We start from the raw sequence: 25,510 nt of genomic DNA, 5'->3' as shown, positions 1-25,510 counted from the left end.
GGCGCGACCACACCCGCTCCGACTCGGTGACGCTGCTGGGGGCGTGGACGGAGAACTCGGAGTTCTCGCCGGCCGCGGGTGAGCCCGCGGCCGGCCCGAGTCTGCCTACGGGTGGACCGGGGTCGGTGCGGGCTCGCCGGCGAGCACGGCTCGGGCGTTGTCGATCGCGAGCATCGCCATCCGGTCACGCGTGGCGCGCCCGGCGCTGCCGATGTGCGGCAGCAGGACGACGTTCGGCAGCGCCAACAGGTCCGGGTGGACGGCCGGCTCGTTCTCGAAGACGTCGAGCCCGGCCGCGCCGATCGTGCCGTCGGCGAGCGCGGCCGCCAGCGCGGCCTCGTCGACGATGGGGCCCCGGGCGGTGTTGACGAGGACCGACTCCGGTCCCATCAGGCGGAGCTCCTCGGCGCCGATGAGATGCCGGGTGTCCGGGGTCAGCGGGCAGTGCAGCGACACGACGTCCGAGGCGACCAGGAGGTCGGAGAGCGGCAGGGTCTCGATGCCGAGGCGTGCGGCCTCGTCGCCGGCGGAGCGGGACGGGGTCGCGATGATGCGCATGTCGAACGCGCGGGCGCGCCGAGCCATCGCCAGCCCGATCCGGCCCAGGCCGACGATGCCCAGGGTCGCTCCGCTGCTGACGTCGAGGCCCACGAAGAGGTCCGGCCGCCAGGACCAGGGCTCGCCGCTGCGTACGAACGCGTCGGCCTCCACCACGCGACGGGACGCGGCGAGCAGCAGCGCGAAGGCGAGGTCGGCGGTTGCCTCGTCGAGCACCCCGGGAGTGTTGGTCACGGTGATGCCGCGAGCGGCGCAGGCGGCGAGGTCGATGTTGTCGTGGCCGACCGCCATGTTGGCGACCACGCGCAGCGACGGACCGGCCGCGTCGAGCAGCTCGGCATCGACGCGGTCGGTCAGCAGGCAGACCAGCGCGGCGGCGCCGCGTACGTCCGTGAGTAGCTCCGCGCGGCTCTGCCCGGCGGGATCCGCGGCGCAGGTCACCGGTCCCGGCAGCGCATCCAGCGCCTGCCGGGCGCGGTCGCTGGGCCGGAAGCTGACGTGCAGCCGCCCCTGGTTCGGCACGCTCACTCCTCCTTCTCCCCGTCCTCGGCGAGGCTGCGGCGGATCCAGTTCTCGATGCCCGCGACGTGGGCCAGCGACAGCGCGGCGGCGATGCTCGGCTGTCGGTCCGCGATGGCCAGGGCGATGCCGCGGTGCTCACGCTGCGTCTGGTCGAAGGAGTCCTGCTGGGTCACGCCACGCCAGATCCGCGCTCGCTGGGTGCGGTTGGCGACCCCGTCGATGAACGAGCAGAGCACGGTGTTGCCGGAGGCCTGGGCGATCCGGTGGTGGAACTCCAGGTCGTTGGCCACGACCTCCTCCAACGACGTCTCGGGGCTGACCGAGTCCACCAGCGCGAGCAGGTCGGCGGACTCCTCCGCTGACATCTGCATGGCCGCCTTCTCGGCGGCCAGGGGCTCCAGCGCCCGGCGTACCTCGAAGAGGTCGAGGACGCTGGAGTCCTGGTGGAAGTCGATGACGAAGCCCATCGTCTCCAGCAGGATCTCCGGCGTCAGGCTGGTGACGTAGGTGCCGTCGCCCTGGCGTACGTCGAGGATGCGCATCATCGAGAGCGCGCGCACCGCCTCGCGCAAGGAGCTGCGGGAGATGCCGAGCTGGACCGACAGATCGGCCTCGCGGGGGAGACGGTCGCCGGGCTTCAGGCTGCCGTCGAGGATCATCTCCTTGATCTTCTCGATCGCCTCGTCGGTCAGCGCCATCGGGATCCTGGTCCTCTCACTCGGTCGGTCGCAACCGTAACGTTGCCATGCCACCGTCGACAGCGAGGGCCACTCCGGCGGTCGAGCCCGACGAGGGGCTGGCCAGGTACGCGACCGCGAGGGCGACCTCGTCGGCGCTGACCAGCCGGCCGTGCGGCTGCCGCGCGTCCAAGGCGGCACGCTCGGCCTCGGGGTCGTCGGCCGAGTCGAGCAGGCGCTGAACCCAGGGGGTGGCGGCGGTCCCGGGGTTCACGCAGTTCACCCGGATGCCCTCCCGGAGGTGGTCGGCGGCCATGGCCTGCGTCAGGGACTGGACCGCACCCTTGCTCGCGGAGTAGACGGCTCGTTGCTGGATGCCCGTGGTCGCGGCCACCGAGGCCACGTTGACGATCGCCGCAGCGGGGGAGCGCCGCAGGTGGGGGAGCGCGGCGCGCGAGACTCGTACGGCCCCGAGGACGTTGACGTCGAAGACCGCGTGCCACTGCTCGTCGGGGTTGTCCTCGACGGTGCCCTGGGCGCCGATGCCGGCGTTGTTGACCACGATGTCGAGCCGGCCGAGGTCGGCGACCGTCTGCTCCACCGCGGCCCTGATGCTCGCGTCGTCGGTGACGTCGGCGCGGATGCCGAGGGCCTTGGGGTGGATGCCCTCGAGGTCGAGGTCGAGGGCCGCGACCTGGGCGCCCCGATCCAGCAGGACCTCGACGATGGCAGCGCCGATGCCGGAGGCGCCACCGGTGACGAGGGCGACGAGCCCGTCGAGCTCGCGCGTCCCCTGGCCGCTCATGCCTGGCTCCCGTAGGCGACGTACTCCTGGCGCTGGCGGCCGAGTCCGTCGATCTCGATCTCGACGACGTCGCCGGGCTGGATGTAGGGGAAGCGGCCGGAGAGCGCGACGCCCTCCGGGGTGCCGGTCATGATCAGGTCGCCCGGGTCGAGGACCATGAACTGGCTGAGGTGGTGGATCACCGTCGCGACGTCGAAGATCTGGTCGGCGGTCACGGAGTCCTGGCGCGGCTCGCCGTTGACGAAGGAGCGCATGCCGAGCTTCTGGTGCTCGACCTCGTCGGGAGTCACGACCCAGGGGCCGATCGGGCTGAAGCCGGGGGCGATCTTGCCCTTGCTCCACTGGCCGCCGGAGATCTCGAGCTGGAACTCGCGCTCGGAGAGGTCGTTGGCGACCAGGAAGCCCGCGACGTGCTCCAGGCTCTGGTCGGGGGAGTCGAGGTAGGACGCGCGCTTTCCGATCACCACGCCGAGCTCCACCTCCCAGTCGGTCTTGGTGCTGTTGCGCGGGATGGTGACAGTGTCGTTCGGCCCGGCGATCGTGTTCGGAGCCTTGAAGAAGATGACCGGGACCGCGGGCGGCTCCGCGCCGGACTCGGCGGCGTGTGCGGCGTAGTTCATGCCGATGCAGACGATGGCGCCGGGCTGGGTGATGGGGGCGCCGATACGGAGCGCGTCGGCGTTCTCGACGAGCGGGAGCTCACCCGCGGCGAGGGCGGCGGCGGCACGGTCCGGTCCGTCGGAGGCCCAGAAGGCCCCGTCGATGTCGTCGGTGAGACCGGCCAGGCTGCGCACCTCGTCCTCGAGCACGAGGACGGGCAGCTCCTCACCTGCGGGTCCCAGGCGGGCGAACTTCATGGTGTGGCCTCCAACGTTGATTAATCGGATCTATGGTGGTCTGAGAGCGCCCGAATTGGGCACTCCATGCATATTGACAGCCCAAACATCAGATGTCTAGCCTCGATGTGGCGGTCGGATGACCGTGGAGTCAGAGGTTGAGGAGGGCGGATGGAGATCCCGCTGTTCGGACTCGGCTGTGCACCGATGGGCAACCTGTTCCGGCCGCGCACCGACGAGGACTGTCACGCCACACTCGAGGCGGCCTGGCAAGCAGGCGTACGTCACTTCGACACCGCACCCCACTACGGGCTGGGGCTGTCCGAGGAGAGGATCGGGCGGTTCCTGGCGACACGTCCGCGGTCGGAGTTCGTCGTCTCGACCAAGGTGGGCAGGCTCGTGCGGCCCAACCCCACCTGGGACGGGGAGTCCCAGGACGACATGGGCTTCGCGGTCCCGGCGAGCTCGCACCGGGTCCTGGACTACTCCGCCGACGGCGTACGCCGCAGCCTGGAGGAGTCGTTGACCCGGCTCGGCCTCGACCGGGTCGACATCCTCTACGTGCACGATCCTGAGTTCTCCGAGGACCCCGCAGCCGTCGAGACCGCGCTCGCCGGCCTGGCCAAGCTCCGCGAGGAGGGGATGGTCGACGCGATCGGGACCGGATCCCTGTCGGTTCAGGCGCTCACCGCGACGGTCGAGACCGGCCTCGCCGACCTGATCATGGTCGCCAACCGCTACACGCTCCTCGACCAGTCCGTCGCCGACGGCGTGCTCGAGGCGTGCGACCGGCACGGCACCAAGATCGTCGCGGCGGCCGTCTTCGCCAGCGGCCTGCTCGCCACCACCCCGCGCAGGGGTGCCATGTACAACTACGGCGAAGTGCCCGACGACATCCTCGAGCGCGCGCTGCGTATCGGCGAGGTGTGTGAGGCGCACGGGGTCGAGATCGCCACCGCCGCGCTGCACTATCCGCTGCAGGACCCGCGGGTCGTCTCGGTGGTGGCGGGCGCGGGCCGGCCCGAGCAGGTTCGGCAGAACCTCGAGCGTCTGGCAGAGGCGGTCCCCGAGGCGCTGTGGGCCGACCTGGCCGACCATGGGCTGGTGCCGTCGTGCGCGTAGCCCTGATGGTCACCTGCATCAACGATGCCCTCTTCCCCGACACCGGTCGTAACGTGGTCCGGCTCCTTCGCCGCCTCGGCGTCGAGGTGGACTTCCCCCAGGACCAGACCTGCTGTGGCCAGCCGATGGTCAACACCGGCTACCTCGACGAGGCGGTGCCGGTGCTGCGCTCCTTCGTCCGGGCCTTCGAGGGGTACGACGCCGTCGTCACGCCGTCGGGCTCGTGCGCCGGGTCGGCACGGCACCAGCACGACCTGGTGGCCCGCCGCAGCGGCGACGATGGCCTGCGGGAGGCGGCCCGCGAGACGTCCCAGCGTGTCTACGAGCTCAGCGAGTTCCTGGTGGACGTACTGGGCGTCGAGGACGTGGGTGCCTACTTCCCGCACCGGGTGACGTACCACCCGACCTGTCACTCGCTGCGGATGCTCGCGGTCGGCGACCGGCCACTGCGGCTGCTCCGGCACGTCCGAGGGATCGACCTGGTGGACCTGCCCGGCGCGACCGAGTGCTGCGGGTTCGGCGGCACCTTCGCGATGAAGAACTCCGACACGTCGGTGGCCATGGGCTCCGACAAGGCCCGGCACGTACGCGAGACCGGCGCCGAGGTTCTGGTGGCCGGCGACCGGTCCTGCCTGACCCATGTCGGGGGCCTGCTCTCCCGGCAGCGTGCGGGCGTACGCGTCATGCATCTGGCCGACGTCCTCGCCCAGACCGAGCCTGCCGCGGTGGTCGCCTCATGACCGGCACGTTCGTCGGGATGCCGGTGTTCCCGAAGGCCGCGCGCGAGGCGGTCGGCGACTCCCAGTTGCGCCGCAACCTCGCGCACGCGACCGGCACCATCCGCGCCAAGCGCGCCGCCGTCGTCGGCGAGGTCGAGGAGTGGGAGGAGCTGCGCCTGGCCGGTGCGGCGATCAAGGAGAACGTGCTGCTGCACCTCGACGAGCATCTGGTACGTCTCGAGGAGTCGCTCACGAAGGCCGGCGCGACCGTCCACTGGGCGAGCGACGCCGCCGAGGCGTGCCGCATCGTCGGTGACATCGCCGCCGCGCACGACGCCACCGAGGTGGTGAAGGTGAAGTCGATGGCGACCCAGGAGATCGGTCTCAACGAGGCGCTGGCCGCCCGCGGCATCGACGCCTGGGAGACCGACCTGGCCGAGCTCATCGTCCAGCTGGGCGACGACCTGCCGAGCCACATCCTGGTCCCCGCCATCCACCGCAACCGGGCCGAGATCCGCGAGATCTTCGCCTCCGCGATGGGTGAGGTCGGCCGTCCCGCTCCGGACGACCTCACCGACGAACCCGCGCGGCTCGCGGAGGCCGCTCGCCTGCATCTGCGCGAGAAGTTCCTGCGTGCCAAGGTGGGTGTCTCGGGTGCCAACTTCGCGGTCGCCGAGACCGGGTCGCTCGTCGTGGTGGAGTCAGAGGGAAACGGCCGGATGTGCCTGACCCTGCCCGAGGTGCTGGTCTCGGTGGTCGGCATCGAGAAGACCGTGCCGACCTGGGACGACCTGGACGTCTTCCTCCAGCTCCTGCCGCGCTCGGCGACGGGGGAGCGGATGAACCCCTACACCTCGGTGTGGTCCGGCGTCACTCCGGGCGACGGCCCGCAGGAGGTGCACGTGGTGCTGCTCGACAACGGCCGCACTCGCGCGCTCGCCGACGAGGTCGGTCGTCAGGCGCTGCGCTGCATCCGCTGCTCGGCCTGCCTCAACGTGTGCCCGGTCTACGAGCGCACCGGCGGCCATGCCTACGGCTCGGTCTACCCAGGCCCCATCGGCGCCATCCTCAACCCCTTGCTGAAGGGAGTCGGGCACGACGACCAGACCGACTCCCTGCCGTACGCCTCGACGCTGTGCGGCGCCTGCTTCGAGGCCTGTCCCGTGCGTATCGACATCCCTTCGGTGCTCGTGGAGCTGCGCTCGCAGGTCGTCGACGCCCACCGAGGTGGCGTACCCAAGCCCGAGGCGGTGGCGATGAAGGCCGCCGGGGCGACGCTCGCGTCCAGCCGCCGGCTCGGCCTCGCCGAGCGCCTCGTCGGCACCGGCGTCCGGCTCGCCCGCCGCGCCGGGGCGCGCCCCTGGACGCAGGCCCGCGACCTGCCGGACCCACCCGCCGAGTCCTTCCGCGCCTGGTGGCGCCGCACCGAAGGAGGTGTCGATGAGCACCCGTGAGGAGATCCTCGGCCGTGTCCGGCAAGCGCTCGGCGAGGTGCCTCGCCCGACCGCTGAGGTGCCGCGCGGCTACCGGGGTGGGGGTGACGACCTCGACCGGTCCACGGTGCTCGATCGCTTCGTGGAGCGCGTCGAGGACTACCGCGCCACCGTCACCCGGTGCCGTGCGGCAGAGGTCGCCGAGGTGCTGGCGCGGGCGGTCGCCGGCCGGAGCGTCGTCGTACCCCCGGGCCTCCCGTGGCCGGTCCCGGGCTCCGTGGACGACACCGGACAGTCGGCCGCCGAGCTCGACGCGATCGACGCGGTCGTGTCCGCAGCCGCCCTCGGCATCGCAGCCACCGGCACGGTGGTGCTCGACCACGGACCCGGCCAAGGACGTCGCGCGCTCACCCTCGTCCCGGACCTGCACGTGTGCGTGCTCGGGGCCGCCCACGTCGTGGCCGGTGTCCCGCAGGCCGTCGCCCGGCTCGACCCGGCGAGGCCGCAGACCTGGATCAGCGGCCCGTCGGCGACCAGCGACATCGAGCTCGACCGCGTGGAGGGTGTCCACGGCCCGCGCACCCTGCACGTCGTCCTCGTCGACGACCTCTGACCGTACGCCCACTACACCGAGAGGACCCCCACCATGACCCGACACGGCTCCGTGGTCCGGTTGCGCCCCGAGAAGGAGGCGGAGTACGTCGAGCTGCACGCCGCTGTGTGGCCCGAGGTGCTCGAGCGCCTGACCGCCAGCAACATCCGCAACTACTCCATCTTTCTGCGCGAGGGCTGGCTGTTCAGCTACTTCGAGTACGTCGGGACCGACTACGACGCCGACATGGCCGCGATCGCCGCTCACGACGTGACCCAGCAGTGGTGGGAGGTCACCGCCCCGTGCCAGGAGCGGCTGCCCTCCGCCGCGGAGGACGAGCAGTGGTCCCCGATGACCGAGGTCTTCCACCTTGACTGAGCCCGTGGTCGAGCTGCCGTCCGAGGCGCGGCGCATCGACGCCCACCACCACGTGTGGGACCTCGAGGTCCGCGACCAGGAGTGGACACACGATCTCCCGGCCATCCGGCGCTCCTTCTCCTTCGACGACCTCCGGCCTCACCTGGACGACCACGAGATCGCCGGAACCGTCGTCGTCCAGACCGTCGCGGTCGCCGAGGAGACCCCCGAGCTGCTCGCGCTGGCGGCGGCCACACCCGAGATCCTCGGGGTCGTCGGCTGGGTCGACCTCACCGCCCCGGACGTCGCCGACCGGCTCGCCGAGCTGCGCGAGCGCCCCGGGGGAGACCTCCTGGTCGGCATCCGGCACCTGGTGCAGTCCGAGCCCGATCCCGAGTGGCTCCTCCGTGACGACGTGCTGCGGGGGCTCACCGCCGTCGCCGAGGCCGGCCTCGTCTACGACCTGCTGGTGCGCCAGCACCAGCTGCCGGCAGCCGTCGGCGCTGTCGAGCAGGTCCCCGGCGGGCGCTGGGTGCTCGATCACGTCGGCAAGCCCGTGATCGACTCCGCCGCCTTCGACGAGTGGGCGGGACACCTCGCCGCGCTCGCCCGCCACGACACCGTGGCGTGCAAGCTGTCCGGGCTCGTCACCGAGCTCGCCCCGGACCAGCCGATCGATGCGGTGCTTCCCTGGGCTGCGTACGTCATCGATGTCTTCGGCGCCGAGCGCACCATGATCGGCTCGGACTGGCCGGTCTGCCTGCTGCGCTCCTCCTACGGCGAGGTGATCGACCTCGCCGACACGGTGCTCGCCGGGCTCGACGACACCGGCCGAGCCGACGTCCGGGGCGGCACGGCGGCTCGGGTCTACGGCCTCGCCTCCTGAGCGGGATCACGCGCCCCGGAAACATTGGAAAACGCTTGCCCGCACCTCGTCTGTGATGTTAGACACATGTCATACGTCATATCTCAAGGAGACGGACATGCAGACTCGCACGACACGCCGCGCCCGCGCCGCGGCGGCCGTGGTCCTGGCGGCACTCGGTTCGACGGTCCTCGTCACCGGTACGCAGCCCGCCACCGCGGCCGAGACGACCCTCACGGTCCACGTCGCCCCGGACGGCGACGACGCCGACCCGGGCACGAAGAGCCGGCCGCTGCGGACGGTGGCGGCGGCCCGCGACGCCCTGGCCGGACGTACCTCCGCGGAGAACCGGGGCACGGTGATCGTCCACGGAGGCGAGTACGTCCTCGACGACGCGATCGACCTGACCGGTCCCGAGCACTCCTGGGTGACCTACCGCGCCGCGGCGGGGGAGAAGGTCCGCCTCACCGGCGCGCACGCCCTGGAAGCCCAGGGCTGGCGGCCGCTCGCGGACCTGTCCGAGGAGGAGCTCGCGCAGCCGCAGTTCTCCTCGAACGCCCGACTCGACTCGCCGGCTCTGCGCGAGGGCGTGTGGGTCTACGACCTGGGTGCCGAGGGCATCGACCCCGGCACGCTCTACAAGAACGGTTTCAACTGGCTGCCGCAGCCCTTCGCTCCCGAGCTCGTCGTCGACGGTGGGACGCAGACGCTCGCGCAGTTCCCCAACCAGGAGGGCTGCACCGGGGCGGACTCCAGCTGCCACCTCTACGGCGACGGCGGCAAGTGGAAGGTCCCGGCGACCAACGACCTCATCCAGTGGACGCTGCGCGACCGGTTCGGGATGGAGCCGGACTGGGCGATCAGCGGGACGACGCCGCGCGCGCAGTTCGAGGACAAGAAGCAGCAGCTCGCCGACCCCGAGGACCGCGACACCTGGTCCCAGGACGAGATGCGCAAGATGACGCCTCCCCTCTACGAGGTCGGTGGCCGGCTGCTCGAGGGCAACCGCTACCAGGGCTGGGCTCCGCAGGGGGTGCCGGAGATCATCGACCACGGCACCCGCGGCTTCGGTGCCTACTCCCACATCCCGGTGCAGGCCGACCCGCAGGAGCTCACCGACGTCGACAACACGACGTACGAGACCGAGGCCTGGCTCTCGGGCTACCTCGGCAACAACTACGCCAACGACATGGTGCGGCTGGTCTCCTGGAGCGGCACCACGATGTACGCCAAGTACCCCTCGATGTACTGGCCCCGCAACGACTACACCAAGGTCAAGGCGATCAACATCCTCTCCGAGATGGACGTCGAGGGTGAGTACTACATCGACCGCCACGCGGGCAACGACGTCGTCTACTACAAGCCGGCGGGCGGGACGATGGCGGGCAAGAGCGCGACGCTGCGCGCCTTCGACGACAACATCTTCCGACTCGAGGGCACCACGGGCGTGACCCTGAAGGGTCTGTCGATGTCGGACTCGCTGATCAGCGCGGTCCAGCTGCTCGATGCCGAGAAGACGCTGATCGACGGCGTCGACATCTCCAACGTCAGCATGGACGCGATCCGCATCGGCGAGACCACCGAGTCGATCACCGCGCTGCCCGACTACGAGACCGTACGCGGCGGCCACGACAACGTCGTCCAGAACTCCTACCTCCACGACCTCGGCGGCGGCGGAGTCCTGCTCGGCGGTGGCGACCGCAGCACTCTCGAGCGCGGCGACAACGTGGCCCGCAACAACGAGATCGCTCGCTTCTCACGGTTGGCGACCTACACGCCGGCGGGCTATCTGTACGGCGTCGGCAACAGCTTCGAGAACAACTACGTCCACGATGCGCCCCACATGGCGGTGCAGATCATGGGCAACGACATGCGCGTCAACCACAACCACTTCTACGACCTGGTGAAGAACGCCGGAGACCAGGGCGTCGTCTACACCGGGCGTGACTACACCTATCTGGGCAACGAGGTCGCGTACAACTTCTTCGACACCATCGGCGGCTCCAACGACGCGTTCTACATGGACGACGGCGTCTCGGGGATGCGGTTCCACCACAACGTCGTGAAGAACGCGCACTCGGGTGTCTTCTTCCAGTCGGGCCACAGCAACAAGGCGACGGACAACGTGTTCATCGACGTCGACCAGACCGGCCATGACCAGCTCTACCACCGCAACGGCGAGACCGGCCTGCCGGTGCCCAACGGCTGGGTGGTGCAGAGCCGCTACAACTCGTTCCTCGACGTACGTCCTGGCGAGAAGTACTCGGCGACCGAGGAGGACGTCGCCGGCTGGCACCGTCACTACACCGACGGCAAGGCCCGCTACTCCGACGGGAAGCCGATCGTGTTCCCGGAGATCGGGGACTGGTACGTCCCGCGCGTCACCGCGACCGGCGAGGACTGCAAGAAGGCCGACTACTCGCCGGCCGCCACCAACGGCTGTGACCGTGCGACCGTGTGGGAGAACCCGAACTCCCTCTACGTGCCCGCCCGCAACGTGATCGACCGCTCGGTCATCATCGGTGGCGGTGAGTATCGCGCCGGGGAGAACTCGTTCGCGAACCCGGCCGCGACCTATCGCCTCGCCACCTGGAGCGACGCGATCAACACCAACCTGAGCAAGCCCGCATCGCTCGAGGCCGCCGGGCTCGACCTCGACACGCTGAAGTTCAGCTACACCGGCGAGGTCGCGCAGGCCTACGGCCGGACGTGGGTGGCGAATTGGAACCGGCTGGTCACCAGGGACGGCATCGGGCTCCCCGGAGGCCCGGCCGCCGGCTGAGCGGTCAGGTCGTCTGCGCGATCCATTCGCGCAGACGACCTGCCTCGCTCGGCAGCAGCGACATGTCGTCGTCGGGCAGGAACTCCAGCAGTACGTCGGTCGGCCGCCCGGTGGCCGCGAGCATCTCCAGGGCCGCCGGCCACAGGTCGGCGCGGGCCGCCAACGGCAGGCGCTCGTGGCGTGGCCACCAGGAGAAGGCGTGCACCGCACGTACGTGCGGGAGCAGCCGGGCGAGCCCGGCCAGTGCCACTTCTGCCGGCTCGCCCACCCGAGGCTGCCAGTAGGTGCCGACGTTGGTCCGGTCCACCTCGGCGAGGAGGTCGAGGGTGGACTCGACGGTGTCCGCCAGGGTCAGGTCGTGGTGCTCGAAGGCGAGCTCGAGGCCGTGACCGGCGGCTTCGTCGGCCAGCCGCTGTACGCGGCGTACGACCTCGGCGCGATCGGCGCGGGAGGCCTCGGCCGAGCCGGTGGTGCCGGCCCAGATGCGTAGGCGCGTGCACCCCAGCGCCTGAGCTGCGCCGATCAGCGCGACCCCGTCGTCGTCCGGCGTGGCCCGCCAGTAGGTGCCGTAGGACGCGACGGCCAGTCCGGCAGCAGCGGTGGCCGCGGCCAGGCCGCGCAGGTCGCCGGCAGGCGGGGCGTGCACGTCCGCGCCCCACTCGATGCAGGCCAGGCCGGCCTCCGCGGCGACCTCGAGCACTCCGTCCGTCGGGAGATGACGGGCGGTGACCGAGCACAGTCCGGGGCGCAGCAGGGTCATGGTCAGAGCTCTCCCTGATAGGTCGTGCCGAGCGTGGAGACGTCGGTGGGTCGATCGGAGGTGTCCACGCGTCGCATGCCGTCGTTGGTCTCGAGGAAGAGTGGCGCCTCGGGGTAGCGCAGCTCGTCGTCGAGCGGCTCCTTGTCGGTCCACGCGAAGAAGTCGCGCCCGAATACCGCCCGGTCCTTGCGGCCGTAGAGGTGGAGGTCGCCTGCGGTCAGCGGGCTGCGGATGCACCAGTGCACGCCGTGCTCGGACCATACGGCCCGGTTGGTCATCAGGACCGACTGGCGCTCGTCGGGTGTGAGCACCGTCGTCCAGAAGTCCGGGCCCGGGTCCTCGACGTCGTCGGCGAGGAAGACCAGGTCGTGGGCGTGCCACGCGGTGCTCGGGGCGACGTCGGCCTCGGTGCCCCAGTGGGTCGCCGAGGCGAAGTAGCCGGCCGGCGCCTGATAGTGCGCGTACGTCGCCCGGCAACGCGCCATGAACTCCTCGAGCTCGGCGTCGGGGCGCACCCGGCACACCTCGCGGATGCCGTGCAGCGACAGTCCCATGCCCGCGATCAGCATGGGGGTGTCGCTCTTCAGCGTCGTGCTGGGTGCGACGTACCAGTAACGGTGGAAGCGGGTCTGGCCGTCCGCGTCGGTCCATGCGGAGCGGGCGACATGGCGGCACAGCCGGACCGCCTCGTCGAGGTAGCGCTGCTCGCCCAGGCGCAGGTGGCCGAGCAGCAGCGGCATGATCATCAGGCCGTAGTACTCCGCCGGCTCCAGGATCCCGCCGGCGACCCGATCCTCGGCCTGGCGCCAGGTGCCTGAGGAGTCGGCGTCCGGGACTCCGGGCTCGTGGTGGCGGGCGATGAGGACGTCGAGGTCCTCGCCGATCTCCGCCAGGCCGCTGTCGTCGCCGGTCACCTCGGAGAGCAGCAGCTTGACCCACACCCGGGCGTACTCCTGGTTGCAGGTGCCGTCCTCGGCCGGGCGGCCGCCGCCGAAGGAGTGGAGGGCGACCAGGTTGCGGCGCACCACGTCGACGATGCGGTCGACCTCGGCGTCGTCGAGCAGGTGCCGGGCGTGCTTGAGCCCGAGGAGCAGACCGATGCTGCCGGTGGCGTTGTGGATGAGGCCGGTCGTGGCCGACTCCCCGACCTGGAAGCCGACGTGCTTGTACTGGTCGTCGTCCTGCAGCGCGCTGCTCTGGAAGCGCATCATCCGCCGCCACGCCTCGGCGGCCCGGTCATCGTGCCGAGCGGCGAGGAGCTGTGCGACGGCACCGAGAGCCGGCGCGGAGAAGGCGGCGTGGCCGCTGGTCCAGTCGAGGAAGGTCGCGGGGTTCGTGCCCCACACGCTGTGGTTGTGGAAGCCGTTGATCGCCCCTTCGTCGGTGACCCACGTCAGGAACCAGCGGGTGAGGTGGGCGAGGTCGGGAGCAGGTTTCGTCATGGGGGTCTCCGATGGTGTTCAGGCGCTGGTGGCCAGGGTGGCGGGGTCGACCGGGCGCAGCGGCGGCCGGCCGTCGATCAGGGCACGCACCTCGTCCACGGCGGCACGGCCGAGGCGGCGCAGCTCGCTGCCCTGCGAGCCGGCGACGTGCGGGGTCAGGGTGACGTTGGGCAGGCCCCACATCGGATCATCGGCGGAGAGCGGCTCCGGCTCGGTGACGTCCAGGACGGCCCGCAGCCGTCCCGATACGAGCTCGGCGCGGAGCGCGTCGTGGTCGACGACGCCACCCCGGGCGGTGTTGATCAGGGTCGTGCCGTCGCCCATCAACCCGAGCAGGCGGGCGTCGACGAGGTGCCGGGTCTGCGGCAGCAGCGGGGCGTGCAGCGAGACGACCCGCGAGCGCGCGAAGAGCCCGTCGAGGTCCACGAGCTCGGCGCCCAGCTCGGCGGCGCGCGCTGCGTCGATCGTGGGGTCGCTGACCAGGACGGTGAGGTCGAACGGGGCGAGCAGCTCGAGCAGCGCTCGTCCCGTGGCCGAGGCGCCCAGCACGCCGATGGTCGTGCCGTACGCACCGTCGATGGTGTCGTCGACGGTGAGGTCGGGAGCCACCTGCTCGGCGCGGAACCGCTCGGTCAGAGGTAGGACGGACTTCGTCGCCCACAGCACGGCGGCCAGGGCGTACTCGGCCACGGGGCGGGCGTTGGGCTCGACGCCGCAGGTGACCCGGAGGTCGCGCTCCCAGGCCGTCGGGGTGAGGAAGTACTTCACCGAGCCCGCGGCATGGACGACGGCGCGCAGCCGTGGCATCCGGGCGAGCGCCGACGCGTCGATGGTCGGCGTGCCCCAGGCCGTGATGAGCACCTCCACCTCGGCGGCGCCCGGGTCGTCGTAGGACGTGAGCACGGCGTCGGCATCGATGTCCACGAGCTCGCCCAGCTCGGCCAGCAGGGTGGCATCGAAGAACCGATGCTGAAGGTCGGGAGTCATGGCGAAGGCGGCACGCACGAGGCGGCTCCTCTCGGTGTGGTCGAGGCTGGTTGGACCGTTTCAAAAATGTCTAGAACGGGCTTGCCTATTTAAACATCATATGTGTTATCTTCGTCACGTTAGTGCCCGGGATAGCGCTTTCCTAATCCTGGTGGTCGGCAGCTCGCATCGCCAGGATCCCCACGAACAACCTCCGTCGGAGAGATCGACGGACGACGAAACGGAGACTCCTGTGGAGACACGACGCATGTGGAGGGTGGGTGCTGTCGCGGCGGTTCTCTTCCCCCTGATCGCGACCGCGGCCTGTGGAGGCAACGGCGCCGCCAGCGACGACAGCAAGGAGGTGCGGGTGCTGGTCAACCTGACCGACAACCTCACCAAGGACTTCTGGAACGACCTGGTGAAGCCCTTCGAGGACGAGACCGGCATCGATGTCAAGATCGAGGGGCCGACCGGCACCAACGTGAGCGAGACCTTCAGCTCTCAGCTCGCCGCGGGCACCGCCCCCGACGTGGTGCAGTCGATCTTCCCGGACGACCAGATCGCTCCCGAGGTGCTCGACCTCTCCGACGAGAGCTGGGTCGAGGACACCCCGATGGTCGACACGTACGCCATCGACGGCAAGCGGCTGGTCGCCGGTGTCGGCTCCCAGGCTCAGTCGCTCGTCTACTACAACAAGACGGCCTTCGAGAAGGCCGGCATCAAGGCCACGCCGCAGACCTGGGACGAGTTCGACGCTGCGCTCGGCAAGCTCGCAGACGCCGGCTACACCCCGCTGCAGACCGCGGGCCAGTGGCAGACCGGCCTCCAGCTCCAGCAGCTGTGGCACCCCACCCTCAACACCGAGCAGCCCGAGTGGCAGTCGACCGTCGCCGACGGGAAGCTGACCCTCGGTGACGCCTTCGAGCCGATGTTCGAGCACTACGCCACCTGGCTGGGTGACGGCTACATCAAGAAGACCGATGTCGGCCTCGACCCGACCACGGCCGACGCCAACTTCATGGACGGCAAGGTCGGGATGTACCCGCTCGGGAGCTGGCTCGTCGCCAGCCTGGACAACGCAGGCGAGCTTCCGTTCGAGGTGGGCGTCTTCTCCCCGCCGGTGGACGAGGGCATGGCCTACCCCGGCCCGCAGGGCGCCACCATGGCGAGCCCCTACATGGTCTACGCCGGCAGCGAGCGCTCCGACGAAGCCCTCCAGCTCGTCGAGTATCTGGTGACCGACCAGGCCGCGATCGAGAGCCAGCTGACCGCTGACGGCGTGTTCCGTGCCGGCGCGTCCGTCGAGCAGTCGCCGGTCGCGACGGAGATCCAGGCGATCATCGACGAGGCACCCGAGCTCGTGGCGGTGGGCGAGGGCGCGGGCGACATCCGCCTGCCCGTCGTGGGCCTCAACGACAAGTTCACCGAGATCGTGCAGAGCCTCTACACCGGAACCAGCCCCGAGGACGCCGCGAAGGCGCTCGACGACTGGGCCGAGCAGAATGGCTGACCCCTCGGGGCCACGACGAGGAGAACGACGATGGCTCTCATGAGCGTCAGCAACACCGACAGCCCTCCCGCGGCAGTGGACCTGCCGCGGGAGGGAGGGGTCCGGCCTCGCCGGGCGATCGGCCGGTCATCCGGTTCCCGTCCGCGCACCTCGCGGTGGGTGGAGGCCTCGATGGTGCTACCCGCGTTGGTGGTCTTCGTCGGGCTCCTCGTCGTGCCGGTCGGGTACGCCGTCTACTACAGCTTCACCGACTACAACGGCTTTCCGACGCAGACCCCGGAGAACGTCGGCTTCGACAACTACGTCAGGATCTTCGAGTCCGCCGACGTCCGGGGCTCCATGACGGTGACCGCGATCGTCGCGGTCGCGGGCTCGATGGTGGTCAACGCCGCGGCGCTGGGCCTGGCTCTGCTGTTGTGGCGCACCACCCGCTTCACCGCGTTCGCCCGGGTGGTCATGTTCTACCCCCACGTGCTCAGCCTGATCGTCGTCGGCTTCCTCTGGTCGGCGATCCTGGGCCCGCAGGGAGCGGTCAACTCGGTGCTGGAGAACCTGGGCAGCAGCCCGCTCCCGTTCCTCAGCGACGAGACCTGGGCGCTCGCCACCCTGATCCTCGTCATCGCCTGGGCGCAGTTCGGCGTCCAGCTGCTCATCTATCTCGCCGGGCTCCAGGCAGTGCCCGCCGAGCTCTTGGAGGCCGCGCGCATGGACGGTGCCAACCGCTGGCAGACCTTCCGCCACGTCACCTGGCCGGCGCTCGCGCCCTCGGTGACGGTGGCCCTGATCACCTCGATGATCTCGCTGCTCAAGACCTACGACGTCGTCGTCTCCCTGACCGGCGGCGGACCGGCAGGATCCACGAAGACCTTCGCCTACCAGATCCTCGCCGTGGAGTTCCCCAAGCGGCAGGTGGGACTGGCCTCGGCCGAGGCCGTGGTCCTCATCCTCGTGGCCGCGATCCTCGCCTTCGGCGTGCTCGCGCTGCGCCGCCGCCACGACCAGGGGGCGCAGGCATGAGCGCGCTGCAAGCACTGACGGGTCGGCGGAGCTCGACCGGCGAGCGGCGTACGCCGTTCTGGTACGCCATGGTCACAGCACTCTGCGTGGTGATGCTGGTCCCGATGTACCTCCTGGTCGTCAACGCGTTCAAGGATCAGCGCGACATCATCAGCAGGCCGTTCTCGCTCTCGCCCGGTCAGTTCACGCTCGAGCATCTCGTTGCCGCCTGGAACAACCCGGACTTCGACATCGCGTTCGGCTACGCCGTGACGATCGGGCTGGTCATCTGCGTCAACATCGTCTCCATCGGCGTGTGCGCGCCCGCGGCGTACGTCATCGCGCGCTCGCCACGGCCGGTGTTCGGCGCGGCGCTGCTGTTCTTCATCTCGGGCATGTTCATCCCGACCCAGGTGATCCTGGTGCCGGTGATCTTCGTGCTCCGCGCGATCGGGCTGATGTCGACGTTCCCGGGGCTGGTGCTCTTCATGGCCTCGGCGACGGTGCCGTTCACGATCTTCGTCTTCACCGGGTTCATCCGGATGCTGCCCGCCTCGCTCGACGAGGCGGCGGCGATCGACGGCGCCGGTCCGTACCGGACGCTGTGGACGATCATCCTGCCGCTCATGAAGCCGATCGTGGCGACCGTGTTCATCCTGAACACGTTGAGCGTGTGGAACGACTTCGCCAGCCCGCAGCTCATCCTCGGTCCCGGCTCGGGCCTCTACACGGTCACCACCGGTGTCTACGCCTCGGTGGGGGAGTACTCCGCCGACTACACGCAGGTGTTCCCCACGCTCCTGCTGGCCGTGCTGCCCATCCTGGTGATCTTCGTGCTCACCCAGCGCTGGGTGATGAGCGGCCTGGCCGCCGGAGCGGTCAAGGGGTGAGGTGTGGGCGGCCGGGTGGCCGCCCACACCCGGGCTCAGTCCTTGCGGTTGCCGGCGTCGGGCAGCGGCAGCCTGCGGCGGCGCCACGCCTCGAGGATGTGGTTGTTCATCGCGTCCTGCGCCCGCGCCGGGTCGCCCTCGGAGATGGCGGCGAGCACGGCCTCGTGCTCACGCAGGGTCAGGGCGAACGCGTCGGGTGTGTCGACGCCGTGGTAGCGAGAGCTCTCCAGTGCGTGGTCCATGAGCGTACGAGCGATGTTGCCGGCGAGCCGGTTGCGGGAGAGCTCCATGACGGTCTCGTGGAAGGCGACGTCGGCGGCGCGGAAGACATCCTCGTCGGCCGTGCTCTCCCGCATCCGCTGCATCGCCCGGTCGAGCTCGGCGACCTGCTCGTCCGACCGCCGCTGGGCGGCCTCTGCCGCCATCACGGACTCGAGCTGGGCACGGACGACGCTGAGCTCGTCGAGGATGCCCAGCGTCTCGTCGTGCTTGATCAAGGCGGAGAGGACCACTCGGTCCATCGTGTTCCACGCCGTCATCGGGCGCACCTCGGTGCCGCGCCCGCGCGCGATCGTGACGAGACCCTTCTCCTCGATGCGCTTCACGGACTCGCGTACGACGGTGCGGCTCACGCCGAACTGCTCGCTGAGCGGTCCTTCGGGCGGCAGCGCGTCGCCCGGAGCCAGGCGCCCGGAGACGATCGCGTCGACGAGCTCGTCGACGACGACCACGCCGAGCATCGGCTGCCGGTCACGCGGCTGGGAGAGAACCGTGGTGGTCCGGGAGAGCGGTTGCGGCATAAGCGGAAGTGTAGGACATCGTACGTCGCCGCGACGCTGATCCGACCCGTGCGGCGTGGACGCAAACGAGACATCTCAACATCCAGGCAGGTCTTGACACGTCATATGTATGACATCACGCTAGATGCGTGGCGCATGTCACACGGAGCTCGTCTCGGAGGCCGCACGGCCACCCCCCGGGTGGTCCTTCTGCCTCTCGCCGGGCGCTCCGCCCCCATAGAGAAGGGAACGGACCATGCAGCAACCAATGACGCGCCGCCTGGGCGCGCTGGCCGCGGCGGCCGTCGTAGCGGTCACCGGGTTCGCGGTCACCACACAGACCGCCGGCGCGGCGGGAGGAAAGTGCAAGGCCCTCTGGGTCGCGCCCGACGGCAGCGACGAGGCCGCCGGGTCGGAGAGTGCCCCGTTCGCGACCCTGGAGCGTGCCCGCGACGAGATCCGCGACAAGAAGCTCAATGCCCAGATGGGTTGCGACGTCACGGTCAACGTCCGGGCCGGTGAGTACCAGGTGGACTCCACGCTCGAGCTCGACGATCGTGACAGCGGAAGCAACGGCCACGACGTGGTCTACCGGTCGGTGGACGGACCGGGTAAGGCGGTCCTGACCGGTGCGAAGGAGCTGACCGGGTGGGAGCCGTTCCGCGACGGGATCTACAAGACCAAGGTCGAGCCGGGGCAGCGGTTCTACACGCTGTTCGAGGACGGTGCGCGGGCCGAGGTCGCCCGCTATCCCAACCGCGGGTCGGAGGACTCCCATGGGCCGTACCTCTTCTCCAAGCTCGGTGAGCCCGAGAAGGAGGCCGTGCGGCAGTGGCTGTACTGGGAGGAAGGTGACTGGGACCCGGCGTGGGACGACACCCCGACCAGCAACCCCTTGGCCAACGCCCAGGTGACCGTGTGGTCCGGTGGCTCCTGGAGCTGGTTCACCGACACAGTGCCGCTCGGTGGGGCCGACTACCGCAAGGGCTTCACCACGCTGAAGTACTGGACCCGCTACGCGCTGGTCAACAGCGGTGGCGGCTCGCGCTACTTCATCCAGAACGCTCTCCCGTTCCTCGACCAGGCGGGTGAGTACTACTTCGACTACGCCAACAACGAGATCTACTACAAGCCGAAGGGCGACATCAGCAAGGTGCGGATCATGGCGCCGACGGTGAAGAAGCTGATCGATGTGAAGGGTGCGACGCCGGAGCGGCGGGCACGCGACATCACCTTCGACGGGATCGGGCTGCAGCACAGCGATTTCGTCGACTGGTATCGCGCGGGGTGGATCTCGGCGGGCGACTCGGGTGAGCCCCACAAGTACCCCGAGTACGACCGGCAGATCGAGATGCCGCGCAACCGCTTCGGTGCGATCACGCTGGAGAACACCAAGGACATCACGCTGACCAACCTGCATGTCTCCGACACCGGGTTCATGGGTGTCTACGCCCTGTTCGCCAACGAGGGGCTGAAGGTCACCAACAGCCTGTTCGAGAACATCGGCGCGGACGCGATCAAGATCGAGGGCGGCTGGCCCGGCGAAGGCGACCTGAGCCACGGACACACGATCTCCAACGTGTTCATCGACCACATCGGCGAGCTGGTGCCCGGCGACGCTTCCGGGATCGAGCTGATGGACACCGGGAACAACCTGGTCGAGAACGTCTTCGTCAACCACTCTGCGCGGTACGGCATCAGCCTGGAGTCGCGTCCGGAGGTCGTCGACGGCGAGCAGTACACCGACAACAACACCTTCCGCTACATCGAGATCCAGAACGCCGGCCTGGACTCGGGTGACATGGGCGCGTTCTACACGTACGGCGTGGCCAACCAGGATCCGCACCCCATCAAGAACAAGGTGGAGCAGATGGTGATCGGTGACGTGCTGACCGACCCGGTCGGGGAGATGCCCGACTCCGGCACGCGCGGCATCCACATGGACGCGGGCGGCTGCGGGTTCTCCTTCGCCAACATCGAGGTCGGTGAGACCACCGACCAGTCCTACCAGTCCTACCAGTGCAACGAGGTCACCAACGGCAACTGGAACGACGGGTTCGACGCCTCGAAGATGGAGTACGACAAGATCGGCATCACCTCGGAGTTCCCCTACGACGTGACCGCCCAGATCGAGGCGGCCCGCTCCTAGGGATCCGCTGACCCGGCTGCGTGCCGGGAGCATCACCCCCGCAGGCCCGGCGCATCGCGCCGGGCCTGCGGCCGTCCTGGATGATCGGCCGGCGGCCCCAGGGGTCAGGATGAAGCCATGAACATGAACGAACCAGGTGTGGATCTGAGCATCGACGGTGTGGTGGCGACCGTGCTGCTGGACCGTCCGGGCGTACGCAACGCCCAGCATCAGGCGATGTGGGCGGCGATCGCGGGGTTCCTCGAGTCGCTTCCGGCTGAGGTGCGGGTCGTGGTGGTGCGCGGGTCCGGCGGCACGTTCTCCGCGGGGCTGGACCTGTCGCTGGTCGATCCGGGGCAGACCGAGGTGGCTGGGAGCCTCGTCGCGACGCTGGCACGGAGCGACCAGGAGGTCATCGACCTGATCGGGGAGTATCAGCGGCCGTTCGCGGCGCTGGCGGACCCGAGGTTCATCTCGATCGCGGTCGTCGAGGGGTACGCGATCGGTGCCGGTTTCCAGATGGCGCTCGCGTGCGACCTGCGGATCATGGCCGACGACGCCTGGGTCTGTATGAAGGAGCCTGCGCTGGGGCTGGTTCCCGACCTCGCCGGCACCAAGCCCCTGGTCGAGGCCGTGGGCTATGCGCGAGCGCTCGAGATCTGTGCCACCGCGCGCAGGGTGGGCGCTGCCGAGGCCGAGTTGATCGGGCTCGCGCAGAGCGTCTTGCCGGCCGCTGAGCTGGATTCGGCCCTCACCGACCTGGTCGGGTCGCTCGTCGCCCATGATGCGACCGCGGTGCGGCGTACGCACGAGCTCTTGGCGGCTGCGTCGAGCCGGAGTCTCGACGAGCAGCGCCTCGCCGAGCGCACCGCCCAGGTGGGCCGCCTCCGCGCCGTGCTCGGACGCTGATCCCGCTACGACACCGGCTGGCCGTGGTCGACGAAGTCGATACCGAGGGCCAGCTGGCGCAGCCGGGTGCCGAACCAGGCCGCCGCCAGGCAGATGACGAGGTACATCGAGACGGCCTGGGTCGCGTAGTTGGGGTAGTGGAGCACCCAGGTCACCTGGTCGTCGGGGGAGGCCGGGTCGGCCCAGATGTAGGGCATCATCCAGGCGATGAAGCCGCCGGTCAGCTGGGACGCGATGAAGATCAGCAGGGCCTCGCCGGCGCGACTCCACCACTGGCGAGGCAGCTCGCGACGGAGCGCGGGCCCGACCTTGCGGACGAGTCCCGGGCGCCATGCGCCGCCGGGCGCGACCCGGGCCGAGATGCGCGGTGCCACCGCGATCAGCAGGAAGGACAGCACCAGAAAGGCGGTGATGCCGAACGAGGTGATCCCCGGAACCAGGGCGACCCGGCTCCGCATGAGCCCAGGGGTCAGCAGCAGTGCGGCGAGCGGGGCTCCGACGAGCAGAGTCGCGACGTAGCAGCGGAGCAGGGCACCGGCGAAGGTGGGGGAATCAGTGGTCGTCCGGGGTGGCGAGAGCTCGATCCTCATGGGCGGAGACTAGCCTGTTATTTCACTAAGGTGAAACAAATTAGCGAGGATGGGAGGTGGCCGCATGTCCGAGGAGGGCGACCGGCTCGGCGCCGAGCTGAGCCTCCGCGTGGTGATGTTCCATGAGGCCATCGCCCGCCGGCTGGGCGTCAGCAACAGCGAGCACAAGATGCTCGACCTCGTGGCCCGCCATCCCGACGGCATCACCCCCGGCGAGCTCTCGGCCGCGACCGGCCTGAGCAATGCGGCTGTCACCAAGATCGTCGACAAGCTGGTCGCCGCCGACTACGTACGCCGTGAACGCAGCTCGCGTGATCGCCGGTCGTTCCGGATCCACACCACACCGCATTTCCAGCAGACCTCACGCCCGACGGCGGCCGGCCTCGCGCGACGGATCGAGGAGATGAACCAAGGCTTTGACCAGCAGGAGCTGGCCGCCATCGGACGCTGGGTCACCGGTGTCATCGAGGCGCTCCGGATCGAGACCGAGCGCCTGGAGTCAGGCGACCACTGAGGTCGAGGAGCTCATGACGAGAGCCAGCCGTCGAGCGCCTCGGCCGTTCGCTCGGGCTGGTCCTCGGCGGTGTATGTGTAGCTGTCGGCGATCGTCACCAGCTGGGCGTCCAGCCGTTCCGCGTACTCGACCGCGTGCTCGACGGGGAAGACGCGGTCGTCCTCTGCCCACAGCGCGAGGACGGGCAGATCGTCTCGTCGGCCGAGCAGGTCGGCGGCTTCTCGAACGTGGTGGGCGCCGACGCTGCTGATGGCCGCGCGGCCATCAGCCCGAACGGAGCGGTTGATGAGGACGGGACCGACGTACGTCCTCATGGCGGCATGGTCGATCGGCTTCTTCGCGAGCCAGCCGTAGGTGTTGGGCCACCGCCAGGTCCGCGTCAGGCGCAGCGGTTGGTAGAGGGCTCGGTGGGTGATGCGGTGCGACGCTGCGCGCTTCAGCAGCCCGAATCCGCCGGGGTTCGGAGGCCACGAGCACCGCGGCGTCTCGCAGCTGTTGAGGACCAACCGCGAGAAGCGGTCCGGGTGATGCGCGGCGGCGATCTGGGCATAGGCCCCACCCGAGTCGTTGCCGATCAGGATGACGTCATCCAGGCCGGTGCGCTCGACGAACTCGGCGATGAGGTCACCGACGCCCCGCGGGGTCACGTCCGCGCCCGGCCGTAGTGCGGTTCGATGGGAGCCCAAGGGCCAGTCGGGCGTGATGCATCGATAGGCATCGCCGAGCAGCGGAACGATCTTGCGCCAGATGTTGGCGTTGACGAGGTAGCCGTGGACGAAGAGCAACGTGGGTCCGGAGCCGAAGGAGTGGTAGTCGACGGTCCCCGCCGACAGCTCGACGCGTCCGGGTGTGCCGAGCCGGGGGTCACGCCAGAAGGCGTCTGCCGGGGCCATTACGCATCGCGTCCGGAGGAGAGGCGGTCGATCAGCCGTCGCCGTCCGGGCCAGGGCCACAGGCCCGACCACCACCACGCCCACCACGTACGCGGCCGGGTTGCGAGCACACGAGCGACGGGGGCGGAGTCGAAGAAGGACTCCCGGCGGATCAGGGTTCCGTCGGGACGCAGGTGGAGGAGGTCGACGGCGTCCCAGGTGAGGCCTCGGCCACCGACGGTCGCCTGGAACCTGAGATGGATGAAGAGGCGGTCGTCGCTGCCGCTCCAGCCGAGCACGTCCGCGCGCAGGTCCGGCATCACCCGGAGCACGCGACTGATCTCGCTGCTCCAGAACCGTGCTCCGGTGCCGTTCTCGAGCATCGGCTGCACCATCTCGCTCCGGTCGTCGATGAAGTCGTCCCATGCCGTCGGCCCGGCGGCGGCCCAGCCCGCCCGGAGCGTCTCGACCGTCCGGCGGTGGACGGAGTCCCAGTCGGCCATCAGGCCACTCTTGTAACCATTGCAAGAAACGCCATGGGATCACGGTAGCCTTGCGTCGAGACTGTTGCAACGATTACAAGAAGTCGGGAGAGTGCTGTGGATCCTCGCGCACGACGCACCATCGACGCGCTGCTCGCGGCTGCCGAGCCTTTGTTCGCGCGTCGATCGGTCGACGACGTCACGCTTGACGAGATCGCCGCTGCGGCCGGGGTGGCCGTCGGGTCGGTCTATAACCACTTCGGCTCCAAGGCGGGGCTGCATGCCGCGGTGGTGGAGCGCGCCGTCGCCGCCGACCGCCGCTTCATGGACCGGGCCTACACGCAGGACGGGTCGCCCGTGGAGAGGCTCTACGCCGCCGCCGACGCCTACCTCGACTTCTACGCGGCCAACCCCGAGTACTTCCGCACCCTGGCCTTCCCGAACGGCTCGACGACGTACGCCGCCGGCCGCGAGCTCGCGGAGCGGCTCGCCGCCTCGGTCCAGGAGCAGAACGCACGGATGGTGTCCGAGCTACGCCGCGGCGTCGCCGACGGAACCTTCCGGGCGTTGGATCCCGACGACGTCGCCACCGTCCTGTGGGCCGCCTGGAACGGCATCATCAGTCTCGGCTGGCGCAACGACCCCCTCGGCCGCGATCTCGAGGAGCTCAGACGGCTGCTGCGGGTCGCGACAGACGTCGTCGGCCATGGACTGCTTGCGGACGGCGCCGCGGCGCCGTCAGTCGGCGTCGAAGACGGGGCTGCCGTCGGTGGGGACGACGATGGCGCTGGCCGGGGTTAGACCTACCCGGTAGGTGCCGCCGTAGAAGTCGAGGACGTCGAGCTCGAACTGGACGTACCGGCCGTCGGGGTCGTGCACGAAGCTGTCGATCGTGATGTTGATGCCGTCGGGCCAGGGGGATCGTGGGTTGCGGTTGAGTGCGCTGTGGTTTGGTCCCGGTTCGCCGCGCTGGAGGTGGCCGTGGTTTCGTTTCTGGGGTTCGCCGCCGACCCTTGGTTCGATTGTTTCTCGATCGCGTACCGCGTCAAGGACGGGCTTCGCCCGCCGGCTTCGCCGGTCGCCTGCGGCGATCCTTGACCCGATGCGCGATCGAGAAAAACTTGGCCTGTATCGGGTCGGCGGCGAGAGTGTGGCGCAGCGGATTCAGTTTGGGCACGGGCTTGGGGCCGTGGGCTGGTCGTGCGCCGGCGGATCGTGCCTCGTGGGTGCCTACGGCAGTGGGCGCGATCTTGTGAATGGTTCACAAGCGAGCCGTTGTTCTTGACCGGGTCGGGTTCGGTGCCGGGCCTGGTTCGGTGCCGGCCGGGTCGCGAGTTTCCCACTGATCGGGAGAGTTCCCCACGGGCATGGAGGTTCCCCACTCTCCGGAGCGTGGGGAAC

General features: G+C 69.8%; 25 protein-coding genes. 14 read left to right on the top strand and 11 right to left on the bottom strand.

Features of this window, described 5'->3' with window-relative positions; genetic code table 11:
• Window positions 1-105: 105 nt before the first annotated feature.
• The 4 genes from ABTX24_RS23650 to ABTX24_RS23635 are packed head-to-tail and all read right to left on the bottom strand — an operon-like array spanning window position 106 to window position 3,419.
• Window positions 106-1,080, bottom strand: a complete 975-nt coding sequence (locus ABTX24_RS23650; RefSeq protein WP_350843068.1) for a 2-hydroxyacid dehydrogenase — start codon at window positions 1,078-1,080, stop codon at window positions 106-108.
• A 2-nt stretch (window positions 1,081-1,082) separates the two neighbouring features.
• The gene (locus ABTX24_RS23645; RefSeq protein WP_160027492.1) at window positions 1,083-1,778 is read right to left on the bottom strand and encodes a FadR/GntR family transcriptional regulator; all 696 of its coding nucleotides are present in this window, start codon (window positions 1,776-1,778) and stop codon (window positions 1,083-1,085) included.
• Window positions 1,779-1,794: 16 nt separating this feature from the next.
• A complete protein-coding gene (locus tag ABTX24_RS23640) occupies window positions 1,795-2,562 on the bottom strand; it encodes an SDR family NAD(P)-dependent oxidoreductase (protein WP_160027494.1) in 768 nt (255 codons plus the stop codon).
• Window positions 2,559-3,419 carry a fumarylacetoacetate hydrolase family protein gene (locus tag ABTX24_RS23635; protein WP_350843066.1) on the bottom strand — a complete coding sequence of 287 codons (861 nt, stop codon included), beginning with the start codon at window positions 3,417-3,419 and terminating at the stop codon, window positions 2,559-2,561. Before ABTX24_RS23635 ends, ABTX24_RS23640 begins: the two co-directional genes overlap by 4 nt.
• A 150-nt stretch (window positions 3,420-3,569) precedes the next feature.
• On the opposite strand from ABTX24_RS23635, the gene ABTX24_RS23630 reads away from it, so the two are divergent.
• The 7 genes from ABTX24_RS23630 (at window position 3,570) to ABTX24_RS23600 (ending at window position 11,268) form a co-directional block, all read left to right on the top strand.
• On the top strand, window positions 3,570-4,520 hold the full coding sequence (locus tag ABTX24_RS23630) for an aldo/keto reductase (RefSeq protein ID WP_350843064.1): 951 nt from the start codon (window positions 3,570-3,572) through the stop codon (window positions 4,518-4,520).
• A gap of 5 nt (window positions 4,521-4,525) precedes the next feature.
• Window positions 4,526-5,260, top strand: a complete 735-nt coding sequence (locus ABTX24_RS23625) for a (Fe-S)-binding protein (protein WP_350843072.1) — start codon at window positions 4,526-4,528, stop codon at window positions 5,258-5,260.
• Window positions 5,257-6,693 (top strand): LutB/LldF family L-lactate oxidation iron-sulfur protein, encoded by a 1,437-nt coding sequence (locus tag ABTX24_RS23620; protein WP_350843062.1) that lies wholly within the window; start codon window positions 5,257-5,259, stop codon window positions 6,691-6,693. The genes ABTX24_RS23625 and ABTX24_RS23620 overlap by 4 nt, the downstream gene beginning before the upstream one ends.
• Complete coding sequence (locus ABTX24_RS23615) at window positions 6,680-7,285, top strand: LutC/YkgG family protein (RefSeq protein ID WP_350843060.1); 606 nt, start codon at window positions 6,680-6,682, stop codon at window positions 7,283-7,285. Before ABTX24_RS23620 ends, ABTX24_RS23615 begins: the two co-directional genes overlap by 14 nt.
• Window positions 7,286-7,318: 33 nt before the next feature.
• Window positions 7,319-7,642 (top strand): L-rhamnose mutarotase, encoded by a 324-nt coding sequence (locus ABTX24_RS23610; RefSeq protein WP_350843058.1) that lies wholly within the window; start codon window positions 7,319-7,321, stop codon window positions 7,640-7,642.
• The gene (locus ABTX24_RS23605) at window positions 7,635-8,507 is read left to right on the top strand and encodes an amidohydrolase family protein (RefSeq protein WP_350843056.1); all 873 of its coding nucleotides are present in this window, start codon (window positions 7,635-7,637) and stop codon (window positions 8,505-8,507) included. The genes ABTX24_RS23610 and ABTX24_RS23605 overlap by 8 nt, the downstream gene beginning before the upstream one ends.
• Window positions 8,508-8,604: 97 nt before the next feature.
• Window positions 8,605-11,268 (top strand): right-handed parallel beta-helix repeat-containing protein, encoded by a 2,664-nt coding sequence (locus ABTX24_RS23600; protein WP_350843054.1) that lies wholly within the window; start codon window positions 8,605-8,607, stop codon window positions 11,266-11,268.
• Between the two features lie 4 nt (window positions 11,269-11,272).
• Here ABTX24_RS23600 and ABTX24_RS23595 read toward each other — a convergent pair whose 3' ends face one another.
• The 3 genes from ABTX24_RS23595 to ABTX24_RS23585 are packed head-to-tail and all read right to left on the bottom strand — an operon-like array spanning window position 11,273 to window position 14,475.
• Window positions 11,273-12,028: a sugar phosphate isomerase/epimerase family protein gene (locus ABTX24_RS23595; RefSeq protein WP_350843052.1), complete on the bottom strand. Its 756-nt coding sequence runs from the start codon at window positions 12,026-12,028 to the stop codon at window positions 11,273-11,275.
• A 2-nt stretch (window positions 12,029-12,030) separates the two neighbouring features.
• Entirely contained in the window at window positions 12,031-13,470 is a 1,440-nt protein-coding gene (locus tag ABTX24_RS23590) for a hypothetical protein (protein WP_350843050.1), read from the bottom strand.
• Between the two features lie 18 nt (window positions 13,471-13,488).
• Window positions 13,489-14,475: a hydroxyacid dehydrogenase gene (locus ABTX24_RS23585; protein WP_350843048.1), complete on the bottom strand. Its 987-nt coding sequence runs from the start codon at window positions 14,473-14,475 to the stop codon at window positions 13,489-13,491.
• A gap of 214 nt (window positions 14,476-14,689) precedes the next feature.
• Here ABTX24_RS23585 and ABTX24_RS23580 point away from each other — a divergent pair, with 214 nt between their 5' ends.
• The 3 genes from ABTX24_RS23580 to ABTX24_RS23570 are packed head-to-tail and all read left to right on the top strand — an operon-like array spanning window position 14,690 to window position 17,835.
• Entirely contained in the window at window positions 14,690-15,949 is a 1,260-nt protein-coding gene (locus ABTX24_RS23580; protein ID WP_350843046.1) for an ABC transporter substrate-binding protein, read from the top strand.
• 30 nt (window positions 15,950-15,979) lie between these two features.
• Window positions 15,980-16,966 (top strand): carbohydrate ABC transporter permease, encoded by a 987-nt coding sequence (locus tag ABTX24_RS23575; protein WP_350843044.1) that lies wholly within the window; start codon window positions 15,980-15,982, stop codon window positions 16,964-16,966.
• Complete coding sequence (locus tag ABTX24_RS23570) at window positions 16,963-17,835, top strand: carbohydrate ABC transporter permease (protein WP_160027514.1); 873 nt, start codon at window positions 16,963-16,965, stop codon at window positions 17,833-17,835. Before ABTX24_RS23575 ends, ABTX24_RS23570 begins: the two co-directional genes overlap by 4 nt.
• Before the next feature lie 35 nt (window positions 17,836-17,870).
• Here ABTX24_RS23570 and ABTX24_RS23565 read toward each other — a convergent pair whose 3' ends face one another.
• On the bottom strand, window positions 17,871-18,635 hold the full coding sequence (locus ABTX24_RS23565; RefSeq protein ID WP_350843042.1) for a FadR/GntR family transcriptional regulator: 765 nt from the start codon (window positions 18,633-18,635) through the stop codon (window positions 17,871-17,873).
• Window positions 18,636-18,870: 235 nt separating this feature from the next.
• Here ABTX24_RS23565 and ABTX24_RS23560 point away from each other — a divergent pair, with 235 nt between their 5' ends.
• Entirely contained in the window at window positions 18,871-20,763 is a 1,893-nt protein-coding gene (locus tag ABTX24_RS23560) for a right-handed parallel beta-helix repeat-containing protein (RefSeq protein ID WP_350843040.1), read from the top strand.
• Between the two features lie 117 nt (window positions 20,764-20,880).
• Window positions 20,881-21,651, top strand: coding sequence for an enoyl-CoA hydratase/isomerase family protein (locus ABTX24_RS23555; RefSeq protein ID WP_350843038.1), 771 nt, complete (start codon window positions 20,881-20,883; stop codon window positions 21,649-21,651).
• A gap of 5 nt (window positions 21,652-21,656) precedes the next feature.
• Here ABTX24_RS23555 and ABTX24_RS23550 read toward each other — a convergent pair whose 3' ends face one another.
• Window positions 21,657-22,241, bottom strand: coding sequence for a hypothetical protein (locus tag ABTX24_RS23550; protein ID WP_350843036.1), 585 nt, complete (start codon window positions 22,239-22,241; stop codon window positions 21,657-21,659).
• A 64-nt stretch (window positions 22,242-22,305) separates the two neighbouring features.
• On the opposite strand from ABTX24_RS23550, the gene ABTX24_RS23545 reads away from it, so the two are divergent.
• Window positions 22,306-22,755 (top strand): MarR family winged helix-turn-helix transcriptional regulator, encoded by a 450-nt coding sequence (locus ABTX24_RS23545; RefSeq protein ID WP_350843034.1) that lies wholly within the window; start codon window positions 22,306-22,308, stop codon window positions 22,753-22,755.
• A gap of 11 nt (window positions 22,756-22,766) precedes the next feature.
• Here the strand turns inward: ABTX24_RS23545 and ABTX24_RS23540 are convergent, their stop codons facing one another.
• On the bottom strand, window positions 22,767-23,648 hold the full coding sequence (locus tag ABTX24_RS23540) for an alpha/beta fold hydrolase (RefSeq protein ID WP_350843033.1): 882 nt from the start codon (window positions 23,646-23,648) through the stop codon (window positions 22,767-22,769).
• Complete coding sequence (locus ABTX24_RS23535; protein WP_350843031.1) at window positions 23,648-24,130, bottom strand: nuclear transport factor 2 family protein; 483 nt, start codon at window positions 24,128-24,130, stop codon at window positions 23,648-23,650. Before ABTX24_RS23535 ends, ABTX24_RS23540 begins: the two co-directional genes overlap by 1 nt.
• 96 nt (window positions 24,131-24,226) lie before the next feature.
• On the opposite strand from ABTX24_RS23535, the gene ABTX24_RS23530 reads away from it, so the two are divergent.
• Window positions 24,227-24,910 carry a TetR/AcrR family transcriptional regulator gene (locus tag ABTX24_RS23530; RefSeq protein WP_350843029.1) on the top strand — a complete coding sequence of 228 codons (684 nt, stop codon included), beginning with the start codon at window positions 24,227-24,229 and terminating at the stop codon, window positions 24,908-24,910.
• Window positions 24,911-25,510 lie beyond the last annotated feature (600 nt).

The sequence above is a fragment of the Nocardioides sp. NPDC127514 genome (genome assembly GCF_040302125.1).
Classification (GTDB): Bacteria; Actinomycetota; Actinomycetes; order Propionibacteriales; family Nocardioidaceae; genus Nocardioides.
The sequence above is the reverse complement of the archived record's forward strand: the minus strand, read 5'-3'. Positions and strand labels throughout refer to the sequence as shown.

What these genes read in the sequence shown, in the direction of transcription:
- ABTX24_RS23645 (WP_160027492.1), bottom strand. Translation starts at nt 1,778, where the DNA reads ATGGCGCTGACCGACGAGGCGATCGAGAAGATCAAGGAGATGATCCTC.
- ABTX24_RS23640 (WP_160027494.1), bottom strand. Translation starts at nt 2,562, where the DNA reads ATGAGCGGCCAGGGGACGCGCGAGCTCGACGGGCTCGTCGCCCTCGTC.
- ABTX24_RS23635 (WP_350843066.1), bottom strand. Translation starts at nt 3,419, where the DNA reads ATGAAGTTCGCCCGCCTGGGACCCGCAGGTGAGGAGCTGCCCGTCCTC.
- ABTX24_RS23630 (WP_350843064.1), top strand. Translation starts at nt 3,570, where the DNA reads ATGGAGATCCCGCTGTTCGGACTCGGCTGTGCACCGATGGGCAACCTG.
- ABTX24_RS23625 (WP_350843072.1), top strand. Translation starts at nt 4,526, where the DNA reads ATGGTCACCTGCATCAACGATGCCCTCTTCCCCGACACCGGTCGTAAC.
- ABTX24_RS23620 (WP_350843062.1), top strand. Translation starts at nt 5,257, where the DNA reads ATGACCGGCACGTTCGTCGGGATGCCGGTGTTCCCGAAGGCCGCGCGC.
- ABTX24_RS23615 (WP_350843060.1), top strand. Translation starts at nt 6,680, where the DNA reads ATGAGCACCCGTGAGGAGATCCTCGGCCGTGTCCGGCAAGCGCTCGGC.
- ABTX24_RS23610 (WP_350843058.1), top strand. Translation starts at nt 7,319, where the DNA reads ATGACCCGACACGGCTCCGTGGTCCGGTTGCGCCCCGAGAAGGAGGCG.
- ABTX24_RS23600 (WP_350843054.1), top strand. Translation starts at nt 8,605, where the DNA reads ATGCAGACTCGCACGACACGCCGCGCCCGCGCCGCGGCGGCCGTGGTC.
- ABTX24_RS23595 (WP_350843052.1), bottom strand. Translation starts at nt 12,028, where the DNA reads ATGACCCTGCTGCGCCCCGGACTGTGCTCGGTCACCGCCCGTCATCTC.
- ABTX24_RS23590 (WP_350843050.1), bottom strand. Translation starts at nt 13,470, where the DNA reads ATGACGAAACCTGCTCCCGACCTCGCCCACCTCACCCGCTGGTTCCTG.
- ABTX24_RS23575 (WP_350843044.1), top strand. Translation starts at nt 15,980, where the DNA reads ATGGCTCTCATGAGCGTCAGCAACACCGACAGCCCTCCCGCGGCAGTG.
- ABTX24_RS23570 (WP_160027514.1), top strand. Translation starts at nt 16,963, where the DNA reads ATGAGCGCGCTGCAAGCACTGACGGGTCGGCGGAGCTCGACCGGCGAG.
- ABTX24_RS23565 (WP_350843042.1), bottom strand. Translation starts at nt 18,635, where the DNA reads ATGCCGCAACCGCTCTCCCGGACCACCACGGTTCTCTCCCAGCCGCGT.
- ABTX24_RS23560 (WP_350843040.1), top strand. Translation starts at nt 18,871, where the DNA reads ATGCAGCAACCAATGACGCGCCGCCTGGGCGCGCTGGCCGCGGCGGCC.
- ABTX24_RS23555 (WP_350843038.1), top strand. Translation starts at nt 20,881, where the DNA reads ATGAACATGAACGAACCAGGTGTGGATCTGAGCATCGACGGTGTGGTG.
- ABTX24_RS23550 (WP_350843036.1), bottom strand. Translation starts at nt 22,241, where the DNA reads ATGAGGATCGAGCTCTCGCCACCCCGGACGACCACTGATTCCCCCACC.
- ABTX24_RS23545 (WP_350843034.1), top strand. Translation starts at nt 22,306, where the DNA reads ATGTCCGAGGAGGGCGACCGGCTCGGCGCCGAGCTGAGCCTCCGCGTG.
- ABTX24_RS23540 (WP_350843033.1), bottom strand. Translation starts at nt 23,648, where the DNA reads ATGGCCCCGGCAGACGCCTTCTGGCGTGACCCCCGGCTCGGCACACCC.
- ABTX24_RS23535 (WP_350843031.1), bottom strand. Translation starts at nt 24,130, where the DNA reads ATGGCCGACTGGGACTCCGTCCACCGCCGGACGGTCGAGACGCTCCGG.